This window comes from Photobacterium sp. GB-56, from assembly GCF_003026105.1.
Classification (GTDB): Bacteria; Pseudomonadota; Gammaproteobacteria; order Enterobacterales; family Vibrionaceae; genus Photobacterium.
Map to the genome: position 1 here is coordinate 1 of NZ_PYNW01000029.1, position 26854 is coordinate 26854.

The window sequence follows — 26854 nt, forward strand, 5'->3', positions numbered from 1 at the left end:
ACTGTGCTGATACTTACGTATCAATTGGTCACTAGTATCATTGATAAATCTTTCGACTTAACTTTTCAACGAGTGCCCACACAGATTGCATGGTCAAATTGTTAAAGAACAATACTGATTTGGTTGCCAGCCAATGGCTTGCTCCGTGTCAGTGAGGTCGCATTATAGGAGTATTTTCTTTGCTGACAATATTTTTTTGATAAAAAAAAATCGTTTGAATATTTTTTATTCAAAACGACTTTTAAAAGTATTTATTGACAAAAATTTAGGCAGGTTAATCAAACTCACTGTAACGAGAAAATAATGTTTTTAACGCTACATTAGAAGTGTTACCCCATCGATCAACCCATTGGACGTCAACAGCAATAACTTTTGCATCAGCATTTGTTGATCCTGCCGGTTTCATTTTATCCTCTATCTCCCAACTTCTCTTAAATGTATATGAAGAGCCAGAGACAACAATGTTTTCTATCGGATAACTTCCATCAGCTAAAACAGGGTCATCAAAATATAAGGTATTTGTACCACCACTGATATTTGCTCTTGCTCTAAAAAACTCAAGCTTATCCTCTGCAAGTTGTAATGCCTCCAAAGAGTTCAATGCAAAATCAGCCTTTCTATCTATATATATTTGTAATTTCACAAGTCCTAGAACACCGACTGAAAGTACAACAAGAGCAATTAAACTTTCTAGAAGGCTAAATCCTTTTTGATTAGAAATCATGCCAAGATCCCTTTTCCCATTTTAACTGGGTGCTATGTTTTGTAACTTTTCCTTTATTATAAGAAGGAATAATTGAGCCATTAATCTTTATTGTCCTTCCTATCGCATCAATTCCAACGCCACCATCAATATATACGGAACCTTCAGCTAAAAAGGGCATCTGATCATAATCGGCTGTCAGATGACTTTGTAAAAAACTACCTGGAAGCACACCTATATCGGTACTTTCATTAAATAAATTTTCCCAAGCTGTCAGTACATCTAATGAAGTACTCACGTACTGATAGAGAATTCCATTAAAATAAGTAACTGCCTTTGTAAATAAAACACCATTAAATACAATCAACTGAACTGCTTCTTCATTATTTGATTCAATAGCTGTTCCAAAAATAGCTCCTGTTAATGCACAGTTACCATCAATCCAAATACGTCTTTTTCCGTTTTTATAAGCATTATCAACCTTCGTATGACAATTTTTAATCCAGCCTCCTGATGTTTTATCTAAAGCATTATCACCGATAACAATACCGACAGTATCGTTTTTTATATCTTCCCTAACCGAGGCATGTTCTGATATATCTTTGTTAAATAGCGCCTTAAAAACATCAACTGTCTCATTCTCTAAAATATCCCCTCCTTTAACAGGAGTGATTGAAAAAGCACTTGGCGGTTTAGCAGGATCGAATAAATTAGAAAGATAGGCACTATTACATTCAAAAGAAGGAGCCCCTAATCCTCCACCTCCATGTGCGCTAGTTGTTGAATCGACTGTGAAAAAGTGTTCGTCAGTCCCTGATATTGATGCGACGTAATTTACCGTGCCACCAGATACAACAGACTTACACTTATATTTTCCATCAGAAGCTTTATCCTCTGTTTTATTTGGAACAAAGTGCTGAGAGCCTGTTAATTCAATAGAAGCGCTTGTTTCAATAGTACTAAGAACACCACCACCTCCATAACCAATACTTTTATTAATCTCTTGTATTGATCCATCAGAGCTATAACGACTTATCAATTGATATTCAGTATGCTCACCCACAGCTGGATAAGAGTTAATCATTAATGCAGGCGAAGGTGCCAAATCATTACATACATGACTAAATGCTGATTCCGTAGGTTTTATATTTTTTTGCTTTAATTCAGTAAAAGCACACTCTAAACCACCTTCAGCATTCCAGAATGCTTGACGTTCTAATATAGTATTTTGAGCACGCTTGATTTGATAATAAACTTGTTTTGATGAAGCTAATGAAAATAGCAAAGATGCTATTAATAAAACACTAACAATAGATAAACTCACCATTCCATGCTGCTTTGTAATCATTGTATATTCCTTAATACAACAGAAACTTTCCCTGCATGCGTATATGTTGTACCAATCAAGGTTGCATCTAAAAAAACATCCACTTTCATTGCTGTTGATTGAGCGGTAGATATAACAGAAGTCGACACATTAAAATTATTAATGTTGATATTTTTATAATCAATCAATGATGCTACTTCTGCACCACTACATAAATTACTAAATGTAAAATCTGTCATAGTTGAGAGTGCAGAAGAGGAAGATATTTTTTGGCATATTTGTATTGTTTTAGTTCCAGCTGATGTGTTTTTTTGTTGGAACTTTATTCCTCGCCATTTCCCATTTTCATCTTCATATACAAAACCAATATTAGTAGCAGATGAGTCGATCGTTGAAGATGAACCTGATAGCGTTACAGGCTCATCAAGCGTAGTGGTATATCCCGCTCTACGTATTTCAGTTGCAATATGCTTTAATGTGTCATTTACATCTTGTTTAATCAGTAACTGAGATGTTCTCGCTACAGCCATCTTATTCCCAGCTATATATATACTCCCAACAGTAGCAATAGCGATTAAACTAATTGATGATGCAACAATTAGCTCTATTAGAGAAATACCTTGTTGTTTATATTTATTAGCATGGTTTAAATTCATAAGCACCTCCGCTAGTAACAGAACAGCTTCGAATTCTACCTGTCAATCTATTTAAAATAACTTGTACTTCTTTAGAGCTATCAGTTATGTAGAAATAAAACTGTCCAGTAGTATTTGGCGTTCCTCTAGACGAGTCCATCGTTAAATAGGAAGACATAGATACTTTAAAATTTATACCTTTATATTTGTTACCTAAAATAATTTGAATAGCATCAGATTTTGCATTTGATATTGTTGATGCAACTGAAGAGGCTGGTAGTAATGCTAATACCCACTGTCCATCATTATGATATTCAGTTATATCTCCTGAATCTCTAATATATTTAACTTTGAGAGGCTCATTTCTCATTACAGATTCGGATTTTGCTTGTAATAAAAAACCCTCTATATCAGCGCTAATATTTTTAACTTTATTTTTTTCTAATAATTGCGTGAATGAAGGTGCAGCAGTCATTAATAGGATTGATAATATACTAAGAGTGATCATCAGTTCTAACAGAGTAAAGCCATTAAATCGAAATTCACTACAATGTATACTATGTAAATAAGAATCCTTTTCGCGAGCCATTCCTCAAATCCTTTTTAATGCTGTCCTTGATCCTTAAGAACACCTTGATTCATAGATTAACATCAACGCAAAATAGCAAGGACAAGATAAAAATCAGATATCGAGGGAACTCGTAAAATAAAGAGATTAAGGATGATGACTACACAAAAAGGCGTGACTCTGATCGAAATGTTAATTGTAGTAGCGATCATAGGTATAGTAACAGCTATCGCCTACCCTTCTTATCAAAGCCATGTTCTAAAGAGCCATCGCAATAAAGCAATGGCTGACTTAGTAATGATTCAACTCAATATTGAAGAAAATAAAACGAAAGGTATTGCGTATCCTTCATCAGGATCATTATCTGCAAGTATCTGCAGCCAGTGTGATAATTCTGGTGAGCGTTATAATTATACGATTACAAGCACATCAACTAACTACAGTTTAACTGCGTCAAAAACTAGTTTGCAATCTGCAGATATATGCTCAAATCTAATATTAAAAAGTAATGGCGAAACATCTACTACTACAGATCAAGCTGATTGCTGGAAATAAAAAAGCCGACATCACGTCGGCTTTTAAAATTCACTGTTTAACTACTTTTAGTGAGTTAAATCATCAAAAAACTTCTTCACACCTTTGAAGAAACCTTCTGATTTTGGTTTGTGCTTACTTGCAGCTTTACCACCAAACGTTTCTTCAAGTTCTTGAAGCAATTCTTTTTGGCGTGAGCTTAAGTTAACAGGCGTTTCCACCACTAACTTACAAATAAGATCGCCCGTCATACCGCCACGAACAGAATCAACACCTTTACCACGCATACGGAACATACGACCAGTTTGCATTTCAGCGGGTACTTTCAAGCTGACACGGCCATCAAGGGTTGGAACTTCAACTTCCCCACCTAATGCCGCCATTGTAAAGCTTACAGGTACTTCACAATGTAGGTTATTGCCATCACGTTGGAAAATGTTGTGTTCTTTTACATGTACTTGTACGTACAAGTCACCTGCTGGAGCGCCAAATTCACCCGCTTCCCCTTCGCCAGTAAGACGAATACGGTCGCCAGTATCAACACCTGCAGGAATTTTAACGGATAACGTTTTGGTTTCTTCTACACGGCCTTCGCCATGACACTTATTACATGGATCTTTGATAATTTGACCACGACCATGACAGTGTGGACAAGTTTGTTGAACCGCAAAGAAACCTTGACGCATTTGTACTTGGCCAGCACCGTGACAAGTACCACATGTTGTTGCTGATGAACCTTTTTTTGCACCAGAACCATCACAAGAGTCACAACCTACTAAGGTAGGTACACGGATTTCTTTTGAACAACCGCGAACAGCTTCTTCTAACGTCAGTTCCATGTTGTAACGAAGATCTGAGCCACGCTGTGCGCGTTGTTGACGACGACCACCGCCACCACCAAAGATATCGCCGAACACATCACCAAAGATGTCGCTAAAGTCTGCACCGCCGCCGAAGCCGCCGCCACCGCCGCCCATTCCACCTTGTTCAAAGGCTGCATGGCCGTACTGATCGTAAGCTGCGCGTTTTTGGCCATCAGTTAGAATTTCATAAGCATATTTAACTTCTTTGAATTTCTCTGCTGACTCGTCGTCACCCTGGTTACGGTCGGGGTGGAACTTCATTGCTAAGCGCTTATAAGCCTTTTTAATGTCACGCTCACCTGCGTCACGGGCTACGCCTAGCACTTCATATAAATCACGTTTAGACATAACTTGATTGTCACCTGGCTAGATATAGTTACGGGCGTTAGAGTAACCTCAAACGCCCGTAATTTAAATAAGATGTTAATTAATAGATATTAATAACGTTCTTATTTGTTGTCTTTAACTTCTTCAAACTCAGCATCAACAACATCGTCGTCTTGCTTAGCTTGTTGCTCACCAGCGCCATCAGCTTGTTGAGCTTGTGCTTTCTGTTGAGCGATTTCCATTAGCTTTTGAGAAGCAGCAACTACAGCTTGAACTTTCGCATCAATTGCTTCTTTATCTTCGCCTTTACGTGCTTCTTCTAGTTCAGCAACAGCAGCTTCGATTTTTGCTTTCTCATCAGCAGGAAGTGCGTCACCCGCTTCTTCGATTTGCTTACGAGTACCGTGAATTAGCTGGTCAGCTTGGTTACGAGCAGTTACTAACTCTTCAAACTTTTTGTCGTTTTCTTTGTTAGCTTCAGCTTCTTGAACCATTTTCTCGATATCAGCATCGCTTAGACCACCAGACGCTTGGATAGTGATCTTCTGCTCTTTACCCGTAGTCTTATCTTTTGCAGATACGTTTAGGATACCATCAGCATCAAGGTCGAATGTTACTTCGATTTGTGGCATACCACGAGGTGCAGGCTGAATACCTTCTAGGTTGAATTGACCTAGAGACTTGTTGAAGCTTGCTTGCTTACGCTCACCTTGAATTACGTGGATAGTTACCGCGCTTTGGTTATCTTCAGCAGTAGAGAACACTTGGTTCGCTTTTGTTGGGATAGTTGTGTTCTTCTCGATAAGCTTAGTCATCACGCCACCCATGGTTTCAATACCAAGAGATAGTGGAGTAACGTCTAGAAGTAGAACGTCTTTAACATCACCAGCAAGTACACCACCTTGAACAGCAGCACCTACAGCAACCGCTTCATCAGGGTTAACGTCTTTACGTGGCTCTTTACCAAAGAACTCAGTTACTTTAGCTTGAACCATAGGCATACGAGTTTGACCACCAACTAGGATAACATCAGTGATGTCACCAACAGTTAGGTCAGCATCAGCTAGCGCAACTTTTAGTGGGTCTAGAGAACGTTGAACTAGGTCTTCAACTAGAGATTCTAGTTTTGCACGAGTCACTTTGATGTTCATGTGCTTAGGACCAGTTGCATCTGCTGTAATGTAAGGTAGGTTTACATCAGTTTGTTGTGCAGATGATAGTTCGATTTTCGCTTTTTCTGCTGCTTCTTTTAGACGCTGCATCGCAAGAGGATCGTTCTTAAGGTCGATGCCTTGATCTTTCTTGAACTCTTCTACTAAGTAGTTGATTAGACGAGTATCGAAGTCTTCACCACCTAGGTGTGTATCACCGTTAGTTGCTAGAACTTCAAATGTTTTCTCACCTTCAACTTCATCGATCTCGATGATTGAAATATCAAATGTACCACCACCAAGGTCGTAAACAGCGATAGTGCGATCACCACCTTGCTTGTCTAAGCCGTAAGCTAGTGCAGCAGCTGTTGGTTCGTTAATGATACGTTTAACATCTAAACCTGCAATACGGCCAGCATCTTTTGTTGCTTGACGCTGTGCATCGTTGAAGTAAGCAGGAACTGTGATTACTGCGCCAGTAACTGGTTCGCCAAGGTAATCTTCAGCTGTTTTCTTCATTTTCTTAAGAATTTCAGCAGATACTTGAGGAGCAGCCATTTTTTGGCCTTTTGCTTCTACCCATGCATCACCGTTGTCAGCCTTAACAATTTTGTAAGGCATAATTTCGATATCGCGCTGAACTTCTTCGTCTTCAAAACGACGACCGATTAGACGCTTGATTGCGAATAGTGTGTTTTCAGGGTTTGTTACTGCCTGACGTTTTGCTGGTTGACCAACTAGCGTTTCACCATCTTGAGTGTAGGCAACAACTGATGCTGTTGTACGCTCGCCTTCTGCGTTTTCGATTACACGTGGTTTGTCGCCGTCAAGTACTGCTACACAAGAGTTTGTAGTACCTAAGTCAATACCAATGATTTTACCCATCAGACTATCTCCGAAATTCGTTATATTTATTTGCTACACCTAGAACGGATTCTAAGGTTAGCGGTTCGGGCTTTACCCGTGACAAATATGTTTAATGTCTTATGACTACTAAATAAGGCCGCCAGAATGCTTTTCAAGGGTAAAACAAAAATATTTTCAAAAAAAATAAAAAAACCCACCTAAGTGGGCTTTTATACGCTAAAAGATAACAGTTATTACGCTTGAGTATTTACGTTACCTGCCGCAGCTTTAGATACCATCACCATTGCAGGACGGATCACACGGCCATTTAGCTCATAACCTTTTTGCATCACCATCATTACAGTATTTGGTGCAAAATCAGTGCTTTCTTGAATAGCCATCGCTTGGTGGAATTCAGGGTTAAACGCTTCACCTTGTGGGTTAATTTGCGTTAAACCAAATTTAGCAACGGTATCTGTCATTGTTTTAAGCGTTAGCTCAACACCTTCCATCATCGCTTTTGATGATTCATCAGTCTTGTCTGCCATCTCAAGTGCACGCTCAAGGTTATCAATAACAGGTAATAATTCTTCTGCAAATTTGTTTAATGCGTACTTACGTGCTTTATCAATTTCTTGCTCTGAACGACGACGAATATTTTCGCCTTCTGCGCGTGCACGTAATGCTGCATCTTTCGCTTCATTAGCTTGTGCTTCACTTGACAGTAACGCCGCTTCTAGCTCAGCAATGCGAGATTCGTATAGTTCTTGTTCTGATTCAACAAACTCACCCTCTACAGCTTCTACTTCAACAGCGTCAACTGCATCATTTAGCTGCTCATCCTGTACATTGTGGTTTTTGTTAGTCATGCGTTGGTTCTCCGCCAAGATAATTGGGTATGTATAATCAGCAGTAGGCTATTCTACGCCACTACTTTTCAACAGTCTTGGGCATATTATGGGGATGAAGTTCAATGATTCAACCCAATATTGATAACAAACAGCGACAAGTTATTTTTTCTAAGGCTATACTGCCCTCACTATTAGATGTTGGAACAAAGAGATGACGCGAATTTTTGACACCATTGCGTTAATAGGTAAACCACGTAACCCTGATGCATTACAGACTCACATGAGCCTATATCAATGGTTAGTGGCACAAAACTACACCGTGTTACTCGATCATCGTCTATCAGATGATCTTGAGATCCCTGAACAGTGTTTTTGTGATTTGCTCACCTTAGGTGAAAAAGCCGATCTTGCCATTGTTGTGGGTGGTGACGGTAATATGCTGGGCGCAGCACGTGTTCTCTCTCGTTTTGATATTTCCGTCATTGGTGTGAACCGCGGTAACCTTGGTTTTCTTACCGATCTTGACCCAGATGATTTTGAAGAACCGCTTAGTCGAGTACTCAAAGGCGAATTTATAAAAGAAGATCGCTTCTTGCTTGAAGCAGAAGTGCATCGTCATGGACAAGTTAAAAGTCGAAATGCCGCATTAAATGAAGCCGTACTTCACCCAGATAAAATCGCTCATATGATCGAATTTGAAGTCTACATTGATGATTGCTTTGCTTTCTCACAGCGTTCTGATGGGTTGATTATTGCGACACCAACAGGCTCGACGGCTTATTCATTATCAGGCGGTGGTCCAATCTTGTCACCGAGTTTAAATGCGATAGCCCTGGTGCCAATGTTCCCACATACGCTTTCTTGCCGCCCCTTAGTGGTTGATGGCGATCGCTGTATTAAGCTGCTGGTTTCACCTAACAATGGTAGTACGCTTGAAGTCAGCTGTGATGGGCAAGTCTCTTTACCTGTTAGCCCTGGTGATGAAATCCACATTTACCAAAGTAAAGACAGGTTACAACTGATCCACCCCAAAGATTACAGCTACTACAACGTGCTAAGAGGAAAGCTAGGTTGGTCAAGCCGTCTTTTCTGATCCTGAATTATCCTTCAGTAGAATAAAAACTTTCATAAAGCCAGTCTCGTACTGGCTTTATTTCTATCTGCATTTCATAAACTTAACCTAAATCAAATTTTTCAGCATATTTTTTCACCCAACACTTTACTGGTTATAGATACAGTATATACTGTATGTAAAAACAGGTGTTGATTTAAACAGGTGAACACATGCTGGCACACATGACTATCTCTAACTTTGCCATTGTTAAAACGCTTCAATTTGAACTTAAACCCGGTATGACCACCATTACAGGTGAAACGGGGGCAGGTAAATCCATCGCGATCGATGCACTTGGCTTATGCCTTGGTGATCGTGCAGAAGCAACTATGGTTCGTCCTAATGAAGATAAAGCAGAAATATCTGCCGCTTTTTTACTGGCCAATAACCAAGCCGCTCGACGTTGGCTAGAAGATAACGATTTAATGGATGGCGAAGAATGTATCTTACGTCGTGTGATCACCAAAGAAGGTCGCTCTCGTGGCTTTATTAATGGCAGCCCAGTCCCTGCTTCACAGCAAAAAGCATTAGGGCAATTGCTGATCAACATTCACGGACAACATGCCCACCAGCAATTAATGCGTCCTGAATATCAGCAGCACATGCTAGATCAATATGCAGGCCACCATTCGTTACTTGATAAAACCCATAAAACGTATCAACGCTGGCGTCAAGCGCATAATGAATTAAAACGCTTAACCCAAAGCCGCGAAGAAAACGAAGCACAAAAACAACTATTACAGTATCAAGTAAAAGAATTAGATGAGCTCGCACTCGGTGAAGAAGAATTCAACGAGATAGAAGAAGAGCACAAACGCTTATCAAATAGTGGTGAATTAGCGGTTGCAAGCCAAACGGCATTATCAATGCTTTATGACAATGACGATGGTAACGCGCTGCAACTGCTTCAAATGGCATCTCAACAAGTGTGCAATTTAGGTGAATATGACAATAACCTAAATGTGATCCCACAAATGCTTGAAGAGGCCATTATTCAAGTACAAGAAGCAAGCCAAGAACTCCGCAGCTATCTTGATAATTTGGATATGGATCCACATCGCTTGATCTATTTAGAAGAGCGCTTAGCTAAAATCATGTCGATGGCGCGTAAACACTACGTGATGCCAAACGAATTATACCAAAAGCATCAAGATCTACTTAAAGAGTTAGATAACCTTGATTGTAGTGATGAACGTTTAGAAGAAATGGCAGAAAACGTAGAAGCATTACGCCAAAAGTGCCTTCTGGCTGCCGAAAAGCTAAGCAAAAGCCGCCAACGTTATGCGAAAGAGCTAGATCAAAAGATCTCTGAAAGTATGCATACGCTTAGCATGGAACACGGTGAATTCTCGATTAATATCGCCAGCGATCCTGAACGTATGCTAAGCCCTATTGGTTATGACAGTATTAGCTTTTTAGTTTCAACCAACCCAGGTCAGCCTTTACAGCCGCTAGGTAAAGTCGCATCAGGGGGTGAGCTTTCACGTATATCACTTGCAATTCAAGTGATCACAGCGCAAAAAGTAGAAACACCAAGTCTAATTTTCGATGAAGTCGATGTGGGTATCAGTGGACCAACCGCTGCGATTGTCGGAAAAATGCTAAGAACCTTAGGTGAATCAACCCAAGTCATGTGTGTCACACACTTACCGCAAGTTGCAGGTTGTGGGCATCAACACATGTTTGTGGCGAAAAAAACAGCGGAAGGACAGACAGAAACGAATATGCGCCCACTAACAGAAGAAGATCGTATTGCTGAATTAGCGCGCCTGCTTGGTGGCAGCGAAATTACAGAACGAACATTAGCCAATGCAAAAGAGTTACTCATTGCAGCTTGATTAAGTTTCGCTTATTTTGCGGTTATGAAATAAACTAAGACACAGATGCAACTATTACGAGAAGTAATAGTCGAATATCAAAATTATTTACTTTTTTTCTTTACCGCTTTTTACTTCTGCATAGACCTTGTTTATCATCGCAGCAGTTAAAGCTAAAAAGCCAGGATGCTATGACTTGGAAAAACATTGCAGCCCTAACCCTAGCGTTGGGCTTACTTAGTGGCTGTTCAATCGCTGAACGTTTGGTCTATCGTATTGATATAGACCAAGGCAACTACGTAGAACAAAAAAGCGTTGATATGCTTCGTGTCGGTATGACAAAAGCACAAGTTCAATATGTTCTGGGCACACCTATGTTGGTAGACCCAAGTTACCCAGACAGATGGAACTATATCTTCTATGAAAAGAACGGCCATGATAAGCCGATCCAGAAGAATCTGATTTTAACTTTCAACCCACAAGCCCAGCTTGTTAGTATGAAAGGAGATTTCAAACAAGGTGCTAACTTCATGGATCCTATGAATCAATAGCCTTGTTATACGCATAACAAAAAAGCTCGCTGATGCGAGCTTTTTTATATCTAAAAAATGGCTATATTAAGGTTTATTTGTTTTTATCCGCTTCTAATTTAGCCTGCTCTGCGCGCTTACGGCGGATCTCACGGGGATCTGCAACTAATGGGCGATAAATTTCAATTCTATCCCCTTCCCTTGCTGTACTATCTAGCTTCACATTTCGGCTATAAATCCCAATTTTATTCTTCTTTAAGTCAATATCAGGATACATGGCTAAAATGCCAGATTGTTCGATTATTTCTTGAATGGGCGTATCAGCAACAACTGCTAGTTTTAACACGCGCTGCATATTGGGTAATGCGTAAACAACCTCAACATGGATTAATGGTTGATCAGAATGCATAAACTTCTTTTGCTCGCTGAGTAAAGGCCTGTACCATACTACCGGTTAGATCGCGGAAAATTTTACCAAAAGCCGCATCTATCAAACTGCTAGTAAATTCAAATTCAAGGTTAAGCTCAATTTTACATGCCGTTGAATCTAATTCTGTAAACGTCCACCCACCCACTAACTTACGGAAAGGGCCATCGACTAACTGCATATTAATTTGATTAAAATCGACCAATTTATTATGCGTAACAAATGTTTTTCGAATACCCGCCTTCGCAACATCAACCGATGCCATCATATGACTTGTCGAACTTTCAATAACTTTACTGCCAGCACACCCGGGTAAGAAAGCTGGATAAGATTCTACATCATTTACAAGTTCAAACATTTGCTGGGCACTAAACGGAACTAGTGCAGAGCGACTAATCTGCGGCATAGTTTCTCCTTCATCGAACAGACAGCTCTTTAGGCTCAAAGCCATTGCGCTTAAAGAGACGGCACTATAATACCATTACTCAGCGATCTGCCAAAATAGCTATTGTTACAAGCTTTAAATATGGTAACTTCAATAGCTTATTCGACCAGAAAAATCACCTATATTAGATTTTGTTCTGGGACAGCAACAATGACTCGATGAGGTCAACATGGCTAAAAAACCAAAAAAAAGTAGCAATACGATTGCCAAAAATAAAAGCGCTCGATTCGAATTTGCCATCGGTGATGAATACGAAGCCGGTATGGTTCTACAAGGATGGGAAGTAAAAGCTATCCGTGACGGTAAAGTAAACATGACAGAAAGTTATGTTTTCTTACGTAACGGTGAAGCCTTTATTTCTGGCTTAACCATTTCTCCATTAAATGCAGCATCGACCCACGTGGTTGCCGATCCAACACGCGTACGTAAGCTATTGCTTAACCGCCGCGAACTTCGAAAGTTAGCGGATTCAGTAAACCGTGAAGGTGATACTATCGTTGCCCTAAACATGTACTGGAGCACCTCTTTTGTAAAAATCAAAATTGGTACTGCTCGTGGTAAGAAATTGCATGACAAACGTGCTGATAGTAAAGCGAAAGATTGGCAGCGCGACAAAGCAAGAATCTTGAAGGGTAATAACCGTTAAGTTACTTAGTACAACATGATGTTAGCATTTGAATAGTAATCAATCACTTGGTCATTGAATTATAATATACCTGTTGACCTAGTTAATTATTCTGCTAACATCAAACGCATCTGGGGCTGATTCAGGATTCGACAGGATCACGAAGGCTTGTGGAGCATGTCGAGGTGCGGTTTGCCTCGTTAAACAGCCGCAAAAAAATAGTCGCAAACGACGAAAACTACGCACTAGCAGCTTAATACCCTGCTAAGAGCGCTCCTGCCCTAGCTTCCGCTTGTAAGACGGGGAATAACAGGGGTTCAAACCCAAACGAGATAGCGAGGGATTCTTTGACTAGAGAGATGAACCGCGAAATAGAATTCTGGTATGTATTAGCATAGCGTGTCAATTCGCAGTGTGGATACGAGAATAAAGATTGACTAAACATGTAGCGCCATCTGTTAGACTGATTTTGGACGCGGGTTCAAATCCCGCCAGCTCCACCAAATTCGTATACGAAGACGTCCAAGGACGTCCAGAGAGCCCACTAAGACATTGTTTTAGTGGGCTTTCTTGTGTCTGTAGTGTCCATTACTGTCCACCAGCATCCACACCTTTTGGTATTCCACGTGGTATTCCAAGCTTTTTGGAGTACAATTTTGGAATACCATTAGCAACGGAGGCTAGTAATCATGGGTACTAAGGCAGTACGACTCAACCAAAAGCAAATTGAACACGCCAAACCAAAAGAGAAAGATTATGTACTCTCTGATGGTGACGGCTTACAACTCAGAATCCGTACTAACGGCTCTCGCCTGTGGAACTTCAACTACCGCCACCCTGTTACTAAAAAACGAGTCAATATGGGGTTAGGTGCCTTTCCTGAACTCTCTTTAGCTCAAGCTCGAAAACTCACAATGGATGCTCGATCTCTTGTTACTCAAGGTATTGACCCTAAAGACTACCGTGAGCAACAAAAAATTGAAGAACAAAAAGTAAGTAAGCACACACTTATCAATGTATCAACTCAATGGTTTGAATTAAAGAAAGAGACTATTACTCCAGACTACGCAGAAGATATTTGGCGCTCGCTAGAACGACACATATTTCCACAAATTGCTAACTACCCTATCTCTCAAATCACAGCCCCAATGATCATTACTATTTTGCGTCCTATTGAATCAAAAGGCAGTTTAGAGACCGTAAAGCGTTTAACTCAACGTCTTAACGAAATCATGAACTATTCGGTTAACTGCGGATTAGTAATTTCTAATCCTTTAAGTGGTATTAAAGCCGCTTTTAAGAAACCGAAAAAAGAAAACATGGCATCACTAAAACCTGATGAGCTTCCAGAGCTCATCAATGCAATTGCTAACGCTTCTATTAAGCGAACTACACGTTATTTAATAGAGTGGCAACTTCACACTATGACACGCCCAGCAGAAGCTTCTAGTACACGATGGGAAGAGATAGATTTAGAAACTAAGATCTGGACAATCCCGCCTGAACGCATGAAGAAACGCAGAGAACATCGTATTCCACTAACAGAGCAAGCAATAGCGTTACTTGAAACTATGCAGCCGATTAGTGGACATCGAGAGTTTGTCTTCCCTTCAGACAGAGATCCTAAAAAGCCTTGTAATAGCCAAACGGCTAATATGGCTCTGAAACGTATGGGGTTTGCAGGAAGATTGGTGAGTCATGGTTTGCGGTCACTTGCCAGCACCACACTAAATGAGCAAGGTTTTGAAGCGGATTTGATTGAAGCAGCATTGGCACACGTTGATGATAACCAAGTAAGGAGTGCTTATAACCGCACTGATTATCTGGAAAGGCGCATTCCAATGATGAGTTGGTGGAGCGGACATATAGACGAGGCTGCACAAGGCAGCCTCTCAGTGACGGGAAATAAACAATTTAAAGTGATATAATTATCAATTATAAGGGCGGTGAATAGAATACTTACCGCTCTTAGATTTCAACATCTCAACTAAATCTTTCCACCTACACCTTTAAACTTCTCAACAAAGGCAACTATCTTTTCGAATACGCTTTGCTTCTTGGTTTTGTATTGTGGGTTCAAAGGACTCATCTTAGGCAAAGTAGAGTTTAGCTCCGTACCGTTTTCACTCGCATACTCACGTTTTAACGATGCTGTAATATAACGCTTAGCGGCTTCTTCGTTCAGGTTTTCAGTGCTGATCAGTTTCTTAGCTTCACACTTTTGTTCAGCTTGAGCAAACTTAAAGAAAGCATCAATGATGCTGGCTTTATCACCGATGTCATCTAAGTTAGTTTGATTAATGAAATCAACAATTAGACTCTCTTTAGCACGGTTGCCAAGGCTAGCACGAATCAAACGACGTACTTCTTCGATTAACTCAGCTTTACCTTTATGCTTTTTGTTATGCTTAAAAATCAGCTCAAGGATATAATCTAAATTGATCTCTTGTGACTTAAGCAGATCAACCTCAAACACTACATCATCCCAATCAATATCCGACTCATTTTTTTTGTTTGCTTCTTTTTCACGGCGAAGCCAATCACGCGTATCGTTATAGGTTGAGCGATAGTCCTGAATCATACGTTCAGAGGGAACATCAATCGCTTGCATCGCTTTGATACCGTTATCATCAATGTAATACTTCGCTTTAAATTCCTCTACAGCTTCCTCATTTTCCATATCGACACTTTGAAAGGCTTTTAAACCCACAAATTCATCATAATTTAGCAAAACGTTTTCAATACGAAGATATTCTCCAAACAGCTTAACAAAAGCTTTTTTATCTGCTTCTTTCACAATGTCATCAGGATTAGGAAAATGCTCTTTTAACTCAGCAACAACCTGATTATAACCTCGTCGAGCTTCGCCTGTAGCGATGTCTTTAAAGCCAGCCATGTACTCTTGATAACTTTTTTCAAGTACAATATTTCTAATATTTTCATTACCTTCACTTTTACTTTCACAAAAAGTCTTTATTGCGTCAATTGTTGGTTGCTCTAAATTACGAAAGGTAACAATGTTGCCAAAAGACTTAGTGGCATCATAAATTCTATTAGTACGTGAATACGCCTGCATCAAACCGTGGTAACGCAAGTTCTTATCAACGAATAAGGTGTTCAGTGTAGGCGCATCAAAACCGGTAAGGAACATACCTACCACAATCAATAGGTCTACTTCTTGATTCTTAACGCGTTGTGCTAAATCACGGTAGTAGTTTTGGAACCCTTTACTATCCACACCAAAATTGGTTTTAAAGTGAGTGTTATAGTCCGCAATAGCTGCGATCAAAAACTCCTTAGCACTAGTGTTCATCGCTGACACATCGAAGCTTTCGTCTGCAATATCGCCAATAGCATCTTGCTCTTCATTAGCTGCAAAAGAGAAGATGGTCGCAACCTTAAGTGGATGTTTGCTGACTTTACCCGCTTCGCTTTCACTTTGTAGCGTGTTAAAGCACTCGTAATAAGCTTTTGCAGCATCGACACTACTTACAGCGAACATAGCATTGAAGCCTTCCCCCCCCGCCTGTAACCGATGCGTCTTTTGGTGATAGTTGTTTAAAATGTACTGAGAAATCTGACGAATACGATCTTTATGTAGAAAGGCTTTCTTTTTATCAAGCGCAGTTAGCTTGCTCTCGTCGGTCTCAGTTTCAATCGCTTTAAACTGAGGGCGAACATCGTTGTAGTCGACCTTAAACTTCAGCACTTTCTCATCACGGATAGCATCGGTAATGACGTAGGAGTGCAATTGACGACCAAACACATCACCAGTTGTCTCAGCACCTAATGCATTCTCAGGGAAAATTGGCGTTCCAGTAAAACCAAACTGGTAGTATTTTTTAAACTTCTTCTTAATGTTCTTCTGCGCTTCGCCAAACTGGCTGCGGTGGCACTCATCAAAAATAAACACCACTTGCTTATTGAAGATAGATAGACCGCTTTCGCTCTTAATCAGATTGTTGAGCTTTTGAATGGTAGTCACGATAATTTTGTTATCGTCTTTATCCAAGTTGCGCTTTAAACCAGCAGTACTATCAGAACCATTCACGCTGTCTGGTGAGAAGCGTTGATACTCTTTCATCGTTTGATAGTCGAGATCTTTACGGTCGACAACAAAGAATACCTTATCGATGAAATCCAGCTCCGTAGCTAGCCGTGCAGCTTTAAAGCTAGTGAGCGTTTTACCTGAGCCTGTCGTATGCCAAATGTATCCGCCGCTCTCAGTATTAGCCCAACCTTTAGTCTGATAAGAACTATTGATCTTCCGCATGATACGCTCAGTTGCCGCAATCTGATATGGGCGCATAACCAACAATGTATTACTCACATCGAATACGCAATAATTCAGCAATACATTAAGCAACGTGTTTTTTTGAAAGAACGTAGCCGTAAAGTCTTTGAGATCTTTAATTAAAGTATTGTCTGACTTCGCCCAGTTCATGGTGAAATCAAAACTATTTTTGTTACGCTTAGTGGTATTGGCAAAGTAACGGGTATCTGTACCGTTAGAGATCACAAATAACTGAAGGTATTTAAACAGTGAGTTTTCAGCGTTAAAGCTCTCTTTGCTGTAGCGATGTACTTGATTAAAGGCTTCTCTAATCGCGACACCACGTTTTTTAAGCTCAACTTGCACCAATGGTAAGCCATTAACCAGAATGGTCACGTCATAACGGTTAGCTGCACTACCTGTTTGTTCAAACTGCTTTATCACTTGCACTTTATTGCGAGCTATATTCTGCTTATCCACTAGATAGATGTTTTCAATATGCCCATCATCAAATACAAAATCGAAGATGTAATCATCATGAATTTTGCGGGTTTTATCGACGATGTTATCACTGGGATTATCTAAATATTGCTCAACAAAGCGTTGCCATTCTTCATCAAGAAAGCTCACGTTGTTCAGTGCTTGCAGCTGCTTACGCACATTAGCCAGCATTTTCTCAGGGTTATTTAAGCCTGCTGCATATTCGTACCCCTGGTTTTGAAGATCTTCAACCAGCTCACGCTCAAGATCAGCTTCGCTCTGGTAGCTTTCTTTGACTTGCCACTCTTTGTTGTACTTATCTAGGACAATAAAGTTGTTTGATTCAGCTATGGTTTTGTAATCAGTCATTTTGGGCTTCCTGCTGCCAGTAGCTATAGTTATTGACTAAATTATCAAGTAATAATTTAACCATCTGCTTTTCTTGAGGGTTTGGCTCTGCAATAGCTTCGTTTGAAATCGTGCTGTGGCTAGTAAATTGAATAATACGGTTTAAATAGCCCTGCTTATCGCCTGGAGCAGATTCTAGTAAGTCTCCCCACTCTGGAAAGCCTAAGAAGCTCGCTGTCTTCTCGTATAAATTACGCAACAACATGAAGTGATAACGCTCCACCTGGTTATTTGCTGTAGCGTGCTCTAGCAAACGCTTCAGATGAAGGTGGTAAGAAAAGCTCTTATTTGAATCACCAAACTTAACATTCAGGTCAAAGGTACCATCTTCAAAACGCTCTAGTAGGTAACAGCCATCCTTTTTATTACCCTTATTGAGACCAAGCGCGTTATGCAGCACATTATAAAAAAGAGGGTTATGCGTGGTAATGATAAACTTAAGACCTCGCCCTCCCGAGTACTCACTTGACTTAATTAGCTCAGCTAAATCCACAGCTAGCTGAATAAGATGGTTTTCGTCTAATGAACTAACTGGATCATCAATAAAGACATATTTCAGATTATCAAAGGAATCAATACTTCTATCGGTAGGATCTGGAATATTTAGCTCTTCTATCACTTGTGCAAGCAAGCTGTAGAACACACTCCAAATCAGGTTACTCTCCTCACCCTTGGAAATTTTGATATTGGTAATAGTTTGCTCATCACTTCCCTGCGAGAAGCTAATCTCAGAGAATGCATCAACCACAATATCTTGCCCATTATGATCTTTGGTTGTGTATTCTGTATTAAATGCAGGCATTACAGAGCTATTAGTAAGACGCTGAAAGTGCTCAATGATATTTTGATCTTGCCCTTGGTCTTCCAGTACCCATTTGGTGAAAGCGTTCGGGTGAATTTTCAGTTTTCTGTCTTCATCACCATTTAAATCATTATCCCAGTAAAACAGGTCTTCGGTGAAGGCGTTATAGTAAAGAATGTTCTTACTGGATAACTCTGATGCTTCCGCATCATCGCCGTCACCTGTATCGATATCTGCGGCTAATAGCTCTTTAAACTCTCTAGAAAGGCGAGTCTTACCAGTACCGTTGAATGCATAGATCAACTGCACTTTCTTAGTTGATGCCTTGAGGTCTTGTGCTATTTCATTGAGTGATTTGCCCACGTTACACGCCCTCCATTACTTCAGACTGGGAGAAGCTAAGCAGCAAGTCACGATAGTATTCGTACTGTTTTTGGCGAAGTTCAATCTCACGAGGCAGACCTTCGCTGATTGAATTTGTGAGCGTGTAAAAGTTATCAAGGATGGCGACTATATGCTTCTGTCTACTAAGCGACGGAACAGGGATTTCTAACTTGGCCAAATCAGTCTTATTCACCGCAGGAACCCCACCTTCTTTTTTCAAGCCTAGTAACAATTTCTTTCTCGATTGAAGAAAGTAAAAAAGGTACTTATTTACTAAAAGAGATTCATCCAGCGATCTCATTTTGTAGCACAAGGGGCCCAGCCAAAACGCTTCTTGCTGATATCCCACATAACCAATTCCACCCTGGCCTCTAGATGGCGTCGTAACGGTATCACCTTCACAGTTACTACCAGCAGCATAACCAGAGCGAGTTGTGCCTGCATTGATGTAATCAAAATCAGTTGCGTCACTCAGAATTTCAGATGGTTTTTGACCTGTATTGATCAGAGCTATTTTTCCCAGAGTCTTCCACTCAACTTCACCTTCATCAAAACTCAGTAACTGATCGCGATAGTAGTTGTATTGTTTTTTGCGTGCGTTAAGTTCGGTTGTCAGCTCGGTTGTCAGCTCGGTTGTCAGCTCGGTAAAGGTGTCCAGAATCCGTACGATTTCCGCTTGGATCTCTAGCGACTTTTCTGGGTTTTCTGGGCATGGAATTGGTATCGGGTACATCATAATCGCAGTTTTATTTCCACGCGGCATCTTCGCGCCCTTTACGTGCTGCATGTTATATGAGAAGAACCCGTCAGATGACAGCAGGTAATATAGAAAATCTGAACTTATGTGCGGTTTACATTCGTCCAAAATTCGTATTGCGAGGACATCACCGCTACAGCCCCCCGAACTGGTCGCTTTCCATATCTTTTTCAAATATGGACGAATGTTACCGAGAAGAATATCACCCTGCTGGTATGCAGTTATTCGAGATGTATTGGGGCTATAATCTGCATCAACTCGACCACCTTTGTTAGCGACAAGGTTGTCGACTCCCACAAACGAAGTAGCATCAAGCGTAGTTGTATCGACCCTTGTTTTTGAATACTCAGCGACTTCCCCAAGCGCCTTCCACTCAACTTCGGCACCATCAAGCAACTTATCAATAAAGCTCAGAGTAATCATGCTTCAATCTCCGCTATAATCGCATCGATATCGGTACGCAGCTGAGTGATTTTAGTAACCGTGTCTGTAATTTCTTGATTGAGTTGAGTAATATCAACTTGCTCACGAGTATCTTTAGCTTCAACATAAGCGTTTACAGAGAGGTTATAGTCATTATCTTTATTTGAAATTACTTCGTAAGGAACGGACTGAGCTACGTGATCAATATCGACTTTACTATCGAACATCTCCATAATCTGATCGATATGCTTATCTGTTAGCACATTATTGTTTGTTCCTTTCTTAAAGAACTCTTCACCGCTAGCATCAATAAACTGAATGCTTGTATCTGTCTTGCTTTTAGACAGCACCATGATATTTACCGCAATAGTCGTACCAAAGAACAAATTGGGAGCAAGTGAAATTACAGTTTCTACGTAGTTGTTATCAACTAGGTATTGACGGATTTTCTTTTCTGCACCACCACGGTAGAAAATACCAGGGAAGCAAACAATGGCAGCTCGGCCTTTGCTAGATAGGTAGTTTAGCGCATGAAGCACAAAGGCAAAATCAGCTTTGGATTTTGGCGCTAATACGCCTGCTGGCGCAAAGCGATCATCATTGATAAGAGTTGGATCATCACTGCCCATCCATTTAACTGAATAAGGTGGGTTAGACACAATGGCATCGAAGGGCTTATCATCAATAAAGTGCGGTTCGGTCAGCGTGTTACCTAACTGTATATTGAACTTGTCGTAGTTGATGTTATGTAAAAACATGTTCATACGCGCAAGGTTAAAAGTGGTGTGGTTGATCTCTTGACCAAAGAATCCGTCTTCGATGATGTGATTATCAAAGTGTTTTTTCGCCTGCAGTAGCAAAGAGCCAGAACCTGCGGCTGGATCATAGATCTTATTCACGCTGGTTTGTTTGTGCATAGCTAGTTGAGCAATCAGCTTAGACACATTTTGTGGTGTAAAAAACTCACCACCAGACTTACCAGCATTAGCGGCATAGTTGGAGATTAAGAATTCGTAGGCATCACCAAAGAGGTCATTTTCATTATCTTCAAATTGATGAATGTTGAGCCCAGCAACCCCTTTAAGTACCGACGCAAGGCGACTGTTCTTATCTTTTACCGTATTACCTAAGCGATTACTAGTAGTATCAAAATCCGCAAACAAGCCTTTAATGTCAGCTTCTGATGGATAACCATTAGCGGAGTTTTCAATCGCTTTAAAAATGTTAGCCAAATCGGTATTTAGGTTCTCATTCTTATTGGCATTAGCGGAGATATTTACAAACAACTCGCTTGGATAGATAAAGTAGCCCTTCGTTTTTACCGCATCCTCTACGATTTCAGCAGTGATGATATCGTCGCTCAACTTAGCGTAATTCACACTATCGTCGCCGCCTTCAATGTAGTTGGCAAAGTTTTCACTGATAAAACGATAGAACAAGGTGCCAAGTATGTATTGCTTAAAGTCCCAGCCGTCGACTGAACCGCGTACATCGTTAGCGATTTTCCAGATTTGATTTTGTAGTGCCTTACGTTGTTCAGTACTTGTCATTGAATGATCTCTACAGAATATGGGATGACTATCATTTTAAGAGTTATTATAACTAGCTAATCCACTCAAACCTAATCATGCAATCAAACAAATCTCAGATATATATAATCTTTGTGTAGAAGCCCATTTAATATGAGGAATTAAGGCTATGCACAAACCAAACGACTATGTTGTTCATACTCCAATGACAGCAAATCAAGTATTAGAAAAAGCAGCAGAAATTGTTGCTAATCGATATTTACGCGGCAGCGTGTTTACCAATCCACAGGCAACGAAAGAGTTCCTGCAATACAAAATGACAGGCTATGAACGTGAAGTGTTTGCGGTATTACTGTTAGATAACCAACATCGGTTAATTGAATACCAAGAACTGTTCTTTGGCACCATTGATGCGGCAAATGTATATCCAAGGGAAGTAGTAAAAGTGGCATTTAACTGCAATGCTGCTGCGGTTATCTTTGCTCATAACCATCCATCTGGAATTGCTGAACCATCTAATGCTGATAAACAAATCACGCAAAAGCTCAAAGATGCCTTAGCACTGATTGATATTCGAGTACTTGATCATTTTGTGGTGGGAGACACATGTATCTCTTTTGCTGAGCGGGGGTATTTATGATTGAACAACACTATGGTGAATTACAATTACCACTCGCACTACATCATCACCTTGAAAAGCTATTAAGTTGTTATACGATCCCAGATCAAGCAACACGCTTAGTAATAAATTATAGGGCATTAGATTATTATCAAACCAAACAAGGTATCCACCCTGTAGAAATACAACTCAAGAAAAGTGATGAACGCTGGCGAATCGTTTTTATTGCTAGTTTTTCATTTATCGACACACATCATAAATCAGTCGATGTTGAATTGTATTTTCACTTAATTAACCACTGGTGCTATCAACTTGGCTCTGATGGTCGTTGTGACTTACTTCACCCTTCCGTTATTGATCTATTTCATACTTGGATAGCCACTTTTCGGCACCACATTCAACAGCAACAATTCGATGATATTAGCCTAATCGTTCTGCACTAATTATTATTCCGCTTTAATACATACCTAACAATAAATATCTTGTCACCACAGGAGGCTTCATCATGTCTGTAATTTCATTTACACCAACCTTACTGCCTATTTCAAATAAGCTGAAATCATTACTGAGTCAAACACCATGCAACTATCACACTCAAGTAATAAACTCAATGGACAATCAGCAGATCGCTATACATTCAATTTTAGAGACACTAGCTATGATGCTGAAAATGGCGGATTCCGTCCGATTGAAATAGCTATTTATCAACAATCATCATCTAAATGGAGTATTGAATATATTACTGAATTTGCTTACTTCGGAAATTACTACCCTGAGTTAGAAAGAAGTATGGATTTCGATATTAGTAATAATTGCTGGTTCACTTCTCATAGTGGTTGGTTATCGTTTAAAGACCATCAGCAAGATGCAAAAGAGTTATATCAGATATGGGAAAGTAACTTCTTAGCATATATTGATATAGAATCTTACGATAAAATAGAAGTGAACAACTAATATATTTAAATAATAAAATAAAGATAGAGGGTATTTTCACCCTCTACTATTTATTAATTTATATCTCTTTCTGCTATTTTCTCAACAATCCAATCTTCTATTTCTGATTCAATCCAAGCAACGGCTCTATCTCCTAATGAAACACTTTTAGGAAATCGAGACTCTTCCATAAACTTGTAAATACTCGAACGTCCTAAGCCTGTTAAACTCATTACTTCTTTTAATCTAATTAATCTCATGACGATTTCCTCTTATTCGTACACAAGATTTAAGATCTTTGTAAAATAAAACAGTTATCGAGTACTGCACCCAAAAGAGCGATAATACCTATTAATATTTTTCGTTCTTATTTTAGCTAAATAACTCACCCGATAAAATAAATCATCATATTGTTCTTCATATTTACTATCACGATAGTTAACTACATAAGAACAATTAGCAGGAAAATAAACGAGCCTTTTAACTTGGTTATAATCTAAACTTAAAGAACTTTCCCAAGCAGAAACAATCATTGATGCTAAACTACCGTCATGGTGATATTCACCAATACTTCTATATACATCTTTGTTAACAATGATCATTATATGATAGTGTTCGTTATTAGAACTTTCTTTTTCTCGACACCATACATAACGTAATTGACACTTAAAATTTCTATCCCATTTTTTATTCTTACGCTTAAGGTCATACTTTATTTTCGATTTCAAAGATTCAATAAACTTTGATATTAAGTTATCTCTATTAAAAAAATCAGGAAGATCTCTATCAAGATAATCATCCTGATTGCTTTCAGGTAATCTTAAATCAAACCTTACTGCTAATATTCTTGGATAATCATCTAATGAATCATTGATAACTCTTTCTATTATTGTTAAATAATTTTCATTACACTCTTCACTAACAACCTTAGATTCATTCCATCTTTTCTTACTTATATAATTCATCGATTACACCTATGTAATTTAAATCTCATAGGTATAGGGATATCGGTTATTTATTACCAGTTATATTACTGATACATATTAGAGTATTAATATAATAAGTATCTTTCATTTATAATATTAATTATATCCGACATAATGGAATAACTAACAATCGTTGACAGGTATAGGTTGAACGACTGGTTATGATAGACTAAGCACTCTGTAGTTAATCAGCTACAAACCTTCCACAAAATCTACTTAGATCACATAAACAAAGCAAAAAAACACTTAAAATCACATACTTAAATTTAACTATAATTTTACTAAGATAATACTAATTGATTATGCATTAACTACTGTATTATTACTAAAAAAAGACTATTTAATTACTAAGTAAGAATATAATATGATTGATTTTTTAATAAATAGATATGAAGCAAAACTTGCCTTTTCATATATAAATAAATTTACAGATATTGAAGACATTGAAGACATTGAAGACATTGAAGACATTGAATTAGATAATGAAGACACACGCTCTACTACAGAAATCATAAATGACTTATTATCTTCAGACGGTGATAAAGTAATACTGAACAAATATGAAAAAGAAATTGACGATGTTTTATATGAATATTCAAACACAGAAAAAGAAGAAAAAGAAATAAAAACAAATTTAAGAAATTACATAATAAAACACAGATTAACAGATGAAGATTTAATATGGATAAATAAAAAAGATATAAGATTATGTAATTGGATATGGTACTTATTATATTCAGAATCTTATAAAGAAATGATAAGAAGAAATACTATTAATGATATAAAATTAGATAATAATGATAATACACATGATGAAAGATATATAAGTCTAATTAATGGTTTTAAAAAGTCAAATTATAAAAAGGAAGATAAAATACTATTCATTAATAATTTGAAATCTATTTGGTCAGATAAAATTATAACTTACCGAAAGGTTACTGATCTTATTGATGAAAAAAACATAGAACAAGCAAGATGGGCTTATGATTATATAATAAAAACTTTCAAACCAAGATTTGATCGTGAATATTTCAAAATTAACAATAAAAATGATTATTATAATATCGTCATCTGTTATTTTGACGGGATAGTTAACACGTATGAAAAAAATGACAAGTTCACTAGCTTAAAAAATGCTTGGTCTCAAAAAAAATATAGAGATGATAATAATGGTAAGAAATCATATAGCTTTAACATGAGTGTTGATATAGCTAAAAAACTTGATATCCTTTCCGCATACTCAAACAGAAGTAAAAACTATATTGTCGAAGAATTAATAAACGAGGAATATTTAAAACTAAAAAAATGAGATATATAGAGCTACTATATAGTAGCTCTATATTTATATTATCTATCCCACACCAACCAATCATCAATATCAATATAATTTCTAGTATTAAGCTTTAATTGCATTGATGAAATATCATAATTATCAAAGTCACCAGATAAGCAATAACTACAAAATTGATGACAATTATAGTGATAAATTGAATACTCATCATGAATTCCAATTTGGGACTCAGCTCTCCATGCGGCAACTATAGAACCAGAAGCATTCCCTTTATAAGAACTTACATATATTGATATTGCAGTGGTACTTTCTATAAAATCTTTAGATGAGACAGCTTCAATAATACCTTGTCGATTTTTATGAACTATTTTATCATTCCCTATATAAATTCCTGAATGCTCAACATAACCTAAACACAAATCGCAATATACAATCGAACCTTTTACTGGTTTTACTTTATCTTTAAAAACATTATCAATAAAACTATCTTTAATATTATTAACTAACGGAATTAATGCTAAGTAACGTAACATGATAAATATCCTCATTTTAAATTCAGGATATGATATATATCTATATTAATTTCAATTAGTACCTGAAAATTAACTCCTGATACTTATAAAGTCATATCAAGAGTTCATTGTTACGTTAACAATTATTGATCCACACAAATAAGTATCTAAAGGCAACTCGTATTTTGACAAGATTGACGCTAGAGTCTAAAGAAAGAGAATATATATGCCTAAAGTGATAAAGCTTGATAATGGTGTAGTAAATGTAGGCTCAATCATGCCTTTTGATAATAAAACGAGATTCTATGTACCCGATCACTATGCACATAACTTTTGAGCTTCATCAAAGCTTACAAAACATTAAACAGCCATTTCTATTCACTTCTCTTAAGAGTAATAATCTTTTGTATTCCAAAAGGTATTCCATAAAAAACTTGAACCAATCATATTAATTTATAAACAAAGGCTTACACCATGAATTCAACTTACGCCAGCCCACCAAATTCGTATACGAAGACGTCCTAGGACGTCCAGAGAGCCCGCTAGGTTACTGACTTAGCGGGCTTTCTGTAGTGGTACATTAAATTTGGCCACCTACTCAGAGGTGATATCATCACCTCTTAACATGGATAGGTGACATCATGACAAAACGAACAAGACGATTATTTAGTGCTGAATTTAAATTAGAGGCAGC

Annotated in this window: 26 protein-coding genes and 1 other RNA gene; 11 read left to right on the forward strand and 16 right to left on the reverse strand. The window is 38.5% G+C overall.

What is annotated here, in order from left to right:
* Positions 1-274: 274 nt before the first annotated feature.
* From C9J42_RS20650 to C9J42_RS20665, 4 genes are read right to left on the reverse strand one after another with little or no spacing between them, the layout of a single operon-like run.
* Positions 275-724, reverse strand: a complete 450-nt coding sequence (locus C9J42_RS20650) for a prepilin-type N-terminal cleavage/methylation domain-containing protein (RefSeq protein WP_105059572.1) — start codon at positions 722-724, stop codon at positions 275-277.
* Positions 714-2051 carry a hypothetical protein gene (locus C9J42_RS20655; protein ID WP_107302273.1) on the reverse strand — a complete coding sequence of 446 codons (1338 nt, stop codon included), beginning with the start codon at positions 2049-2051 and terminating at the stop codon, positions 714-716. The genes C9J42_RS20650 and C9J42_RS20655 overlap by 11 nt, the downstream gene beginning before the upstream one ends.
* A complete protein-coding gene (locus tag C9J42_RS20660; RefSeq protein WP_107207322.1) occupies positions 2048-2686 on the reverse strand; it encodes a PilW family protein in 639 nt (212 codons plus the stop codon). The genes C9J42_RS20655 and C9J42_RS20660 overlap by 4 nt, the downstream gene beginning before the upstream one ends.
* Positions 2667-3254, reverse strand: a complete 588-nt coding sequence (locus tag C9J42_RS20665) for a GspH/FimT family pseudopilin (protein WP_107207321.1) — start codon at positions 3252-3254, stop codon at positions 2667-2669. Before C9J42_RS20665 ends, C9J42_RS20660 begins: the two co-directional genes overlap by 20 nt.
* A 132-nt stretch (positions 3255-3386) precedes the next feature.
* On the opposite strand from C9J42_RS20665, the gene C9J42_RS20670 reads away from it, so the two are divergent.
* The gene (locus C9J42_RS20670; protein WP_105059568.1) at positions 3387-3788 is read left to right on the forward strand and encodes a type IV pilin protein; all 402 of its coding nucleotides are present in this window, start codon (positions 3387-3389) and stop codon (positions 3786-3788) included.
* Between the two features lie 47 nt (positions 3789-3835).
* Here C9J42_RS20670 and dnaJ read toward each other — a convergent pair whose 3' ends face one another.
* The 3 genes from dnaJ to grpE all read right to left on the reverse strand — a co-directional run bounded on the left by dnaJ (position 3836) and on the right by grpE (position 7823).
* Entirely contained in the window at positions 3836-4978 is a 1143-nt protein-coding gene (gene dnaJ, locus C9J42_RS20675) for a molecular chaperone DnaJ (RefSeq protein WP_107207320.1), read from the reverse strand.
* 101 nt (positions 4979-5079) lie between these two features.
* Positions 5080-6993 carry a molecular chaperone DnaK gene (gene dnaK / locus C9J42_RS20680; protein WP_105059567.1) on the reverse strand — a complete coding sequence of 638 codons (1914 nt, stop codon included), beginning with the start codon at positions 6991-6993 and terminating at the stop codon, positions 5080-5082.
* Between the two features lie 215 nt (positions 6994-7208).
* A complete protein-coding gene (gene grpE / locus C9J42_RS20685) occupies positions 7209-7823 on the reverse strand; it encodes a nucleotide exchange factor GrpE (RefSeq protein WP_107207319.1) in 615 nt (204 codons plus the stop codon).
* Positions 7824-8016: 193 nt separating this feature from the next.
* Between grpE and nadK the strand changes: the two genes are divergently transcribed.
* The 3 genes from nadK to bamE all read left to right on the forward strand — a co-directional run bounded on the left by nadK (position 8017) and on the right by bamE (position 11287).
* On the forward strand, positions 8017-8898 hold the full coding sequence (gene nadK / locus C9J42_RS20690) for an NAD(+) kinase (RefSeq protein ID WP_107207318.1): 882 nt from the start codon (positions 8017-8019) through the stop codon (positions 8896-8898).
* A gap of 191 nt (positions 8899-9089) precedes the next feature.
* A complete protein-coding gene (recN, locus tag C9J42_RS20695; protein WP_107302274.1) occupies positions 9090-10757 on the forward strand; it encodes a DNA repair protein RecN in 1668 nt (555 codons plus the stop codon).
* Positions 10758-10927: 170 nt separating this feature from the next.
* On the forward strand, positions 10928-11287 hold the full coding sequence (gene bamE, locus C9J42_RS20700; RefSeq protein ID WP_105059564.1) for an outer membrane protein assembly factor BamE: 360 nt from the start codon (positions 10928-10930) through the stop codon (positions 11285-11287).
* Between the two features lie 73 nt (positions 11288-11360).
* Here bamE and C9J42_RS20705 read toward each other — a convergent pair whose 3' ends face one another.
* Together C9J42_RS20705 and C9J42_RS20710 are read right to left on the reverse strand one after the other, a co-directional pair.
* On the reverse strand, positions 11361-11675 hold the full coding sequence (locus C9J42_RS20705; RefSeq protein WP_107207316.1) for an RnfH family protein: 315 nt from the start codon (positions 11673-11675) through the stop codon (positions 11361-11363).
* The gene (locus C9J42_RS20710; protein WP_107207315.1) at positions 11665-12099 is read right to left on the reverse strand and encodes an SRPBCC family protein; all 435 of its coding nucleotides are present in this window, start codon (positions 12097-12099) and stop codon (positions 11665-11667) included. The genes C9J42_RS20705 and C9J42_RS20710 overlap by 11 nt, the downstream gene beginning before the upstream one ends.
* A gap of 208 nt (positions 12100-12307) precedes the next feature.
* Between C9J42_RS20710 and smpB the strand changes: the two genes are divergently transcribed.
* The 3 genes from smpB (at position 12308) to C9J42_RS20725 (ending at position 14691) form a co-directional block, all read left to right on the forward strand.
* Positions 12308-12784, forward strand: coding sequence for an SsrA-binding protein SmpB (gene smpB / locus C9J42_RS20715; protein WP_105059562.1), 477 nt, complete (start codon positions 12308-12310; stop codon positions 12782-12784).
* Positions 12785-12896: 112 nt separating this feature from the next.
* Positions 12897-13266: a transfer-messenger RNA gene (gene ssrA / locus C9J42_RS20720) on the forward strand.
* A 186-nt stretch (positions 13267-13452) separates the two neighbouring features.
* Positions 13453-14691, forward strand: coding sequence for an integrase domain-containing protein (locus C9J42_RS20725; RefSeq protein ID WP_107302275.1), 1239 nt, complete (start codon positions 13453-13455; stop codon positions 14689-14691).
* 59 nt (positions 14692-14750) lie between these two features.
* On the opposite strand, the gene C9J42_RS20730 is transcribed toward C9J42_RS20725, so the two are convergent.
* Genes C9J42_RS20730 through C9J42_RS20745 form a run of 4 tightly spaced genes read right to left on the reverse strand, consistent with a single transcriptional unit; the run spans position 14751 to position 21840 of the window.
* Positions 14751-17885 (reverse strand): type I restriction endonuclease subunit R, encoded by a 3135-nt coding sequence (locus C9J42_RS20730; RefSeq protein ID WP_107302276.1) that lies wholly within the window; start codon positions 17883-17885, stop codon positions 14751-14753.
* Positions 17878-19089 (reverse strand): AAA family ATPase, encoded by a 1212-nt coding sequence (locus C9J42_RS20735; RefSeq protein WP_107302277.1) that lies wholly within the window; start codon positions 19087-19089, stop codon positions 17878-17880. The genes C9J42_RS20730 and C9J42_RS20735 overlap by 8 nt, the downstream gene beginning before the upstream one ends.
* A 1-nt stretch (position 19090) precedes the next feature.
* Positions 19091-20290: a restriction endonuclease subunit S gene (locus C9J42_RS20740; protein WP_107302278.1), complete on the reverse strand. Its 1200-nt coding sequence runs from the start codon at positions 20288-20290 to the stop codon at positions 19091-19093.
* Entirely contained in the window at positions 20287-21840 is a 1554-nt protein-coding gene (locus C9J42_RS20745; protein ID WP_107302279.1) for a type I restriction-modification system subunit M, read from the reverse strand. The genes C9J42_RS20740 and C9J42_RS20745 overlap by 4 nt, the downstream gene beginning before the upstream one ends.
* A 148-nt stretch (positions 21841-21988) precedes the next feature.
* On the opposite strand from C9J42_RS20745, the gene radC reads away from it, so the two are divergent.
* The 3 genes from radC to C9J42_RS20760 all read left to right on the forward strand — a co-directional run bounded on the left by radC (position 21989) and on the right by C9J42_RS20760 (position 23392).
* A complete protein-coding gene (radC, locus tag C9J42_RS20750) occupies positions 21989-22459 on the forward strand; it encodes a DNA repair protein RadC (protein WP_107302280.1) in 471 nt (156 codons plus the stop codon).
* Positions 22456-22881: a DUF2787 family protein gene (locus C9J42_RS20755; RefSeq protein ID WP_107302281.1), complete on the forward strand. Its 426-nt coding sequence runs from the start codon at positions 22456-22458 to the stop codon at positions 22879-22881. Before radC ends, C9J42_RS20755 begins: the two co-directional genes overlap by 4 nt.
* Before the next feature lie 136 nt (positions 22882-23017).
* Positions 23018-23392 (forward strand): DUF2787 family protein, encoded by a 375-nt coding sequence (locus C9J42_RS20760; protein WP_370445027.1) that lies wholly within the window; start codon positions 23018-23020, stop codon positions 23390-23392.
* Between the two features lie 53 nt (positions 23393-23445).
* Here the strand turns inward: C9J42_RS20760 and C9J42_RS20765 are convergent, their stop codons facing one another.
* Together C9J42_RS20765 and C9J42_RS20770 are read right to left on the reverse strand one after the other, a co-directional pair.
* Complete coding sequence (locus tag C9J42_RS20765) at positions 23446-23631, reverse strand: AlpA family transcriptional regulator (protein ID WP_107287456.1); 186 nt, start codon at positions 23629-23631, stop codon at positions 23446-23448.
* A gap of 54 nt (positions 23632-23685) precedes the next feature.
* Complete coding sequence (locus tag C9J42_RS20770) at positions 23686-24336, reverse strand: inovirus Gp2 family protein (RefSeq protein ID WP_107302282.1); 651 nt, start codon at positions 24334-24336, stop codon at positions 23686-23688.
* Between the two features lie 385 nt (positions 24337-24721).
* Here C9J42_RS20770 and C9J42_RS20775 point away from each other — a divergent pair, with 385 nt between their 5' ends.
* The gene (locus tag C9J42_RS20775; RefSeq protein ID WP_107302283.1) at positions 24722-25666 is read left to right on the forward strand and encodes a hypothetical protein; all 945 of its coding nucleotides are present in this window, start codon (positions 24722-24724) and stop codon (positions 25664-25666) included.
* Between the two features lie 38 nt (positions 25667-25704).
* On the opposite strand, the gene C9J42_RS20780 is transcribed toward C9J42_RS20775, so the two are convergent.
* Positions 25705-26181 carry a lecithin retinol acyltransferase family protein gene (locus C9J42_RS20780; RefSeq protein WP_107302284.1) on the reverse strand — a complete coding sequence of 159 codons (477 nt, stop codon included), beginning with the start codon at positions 26179-26181 and terminating at the stop codon, positions 25705-25707.
* Positions 26182-26854 lie beyond the last annotated feature (673 nt).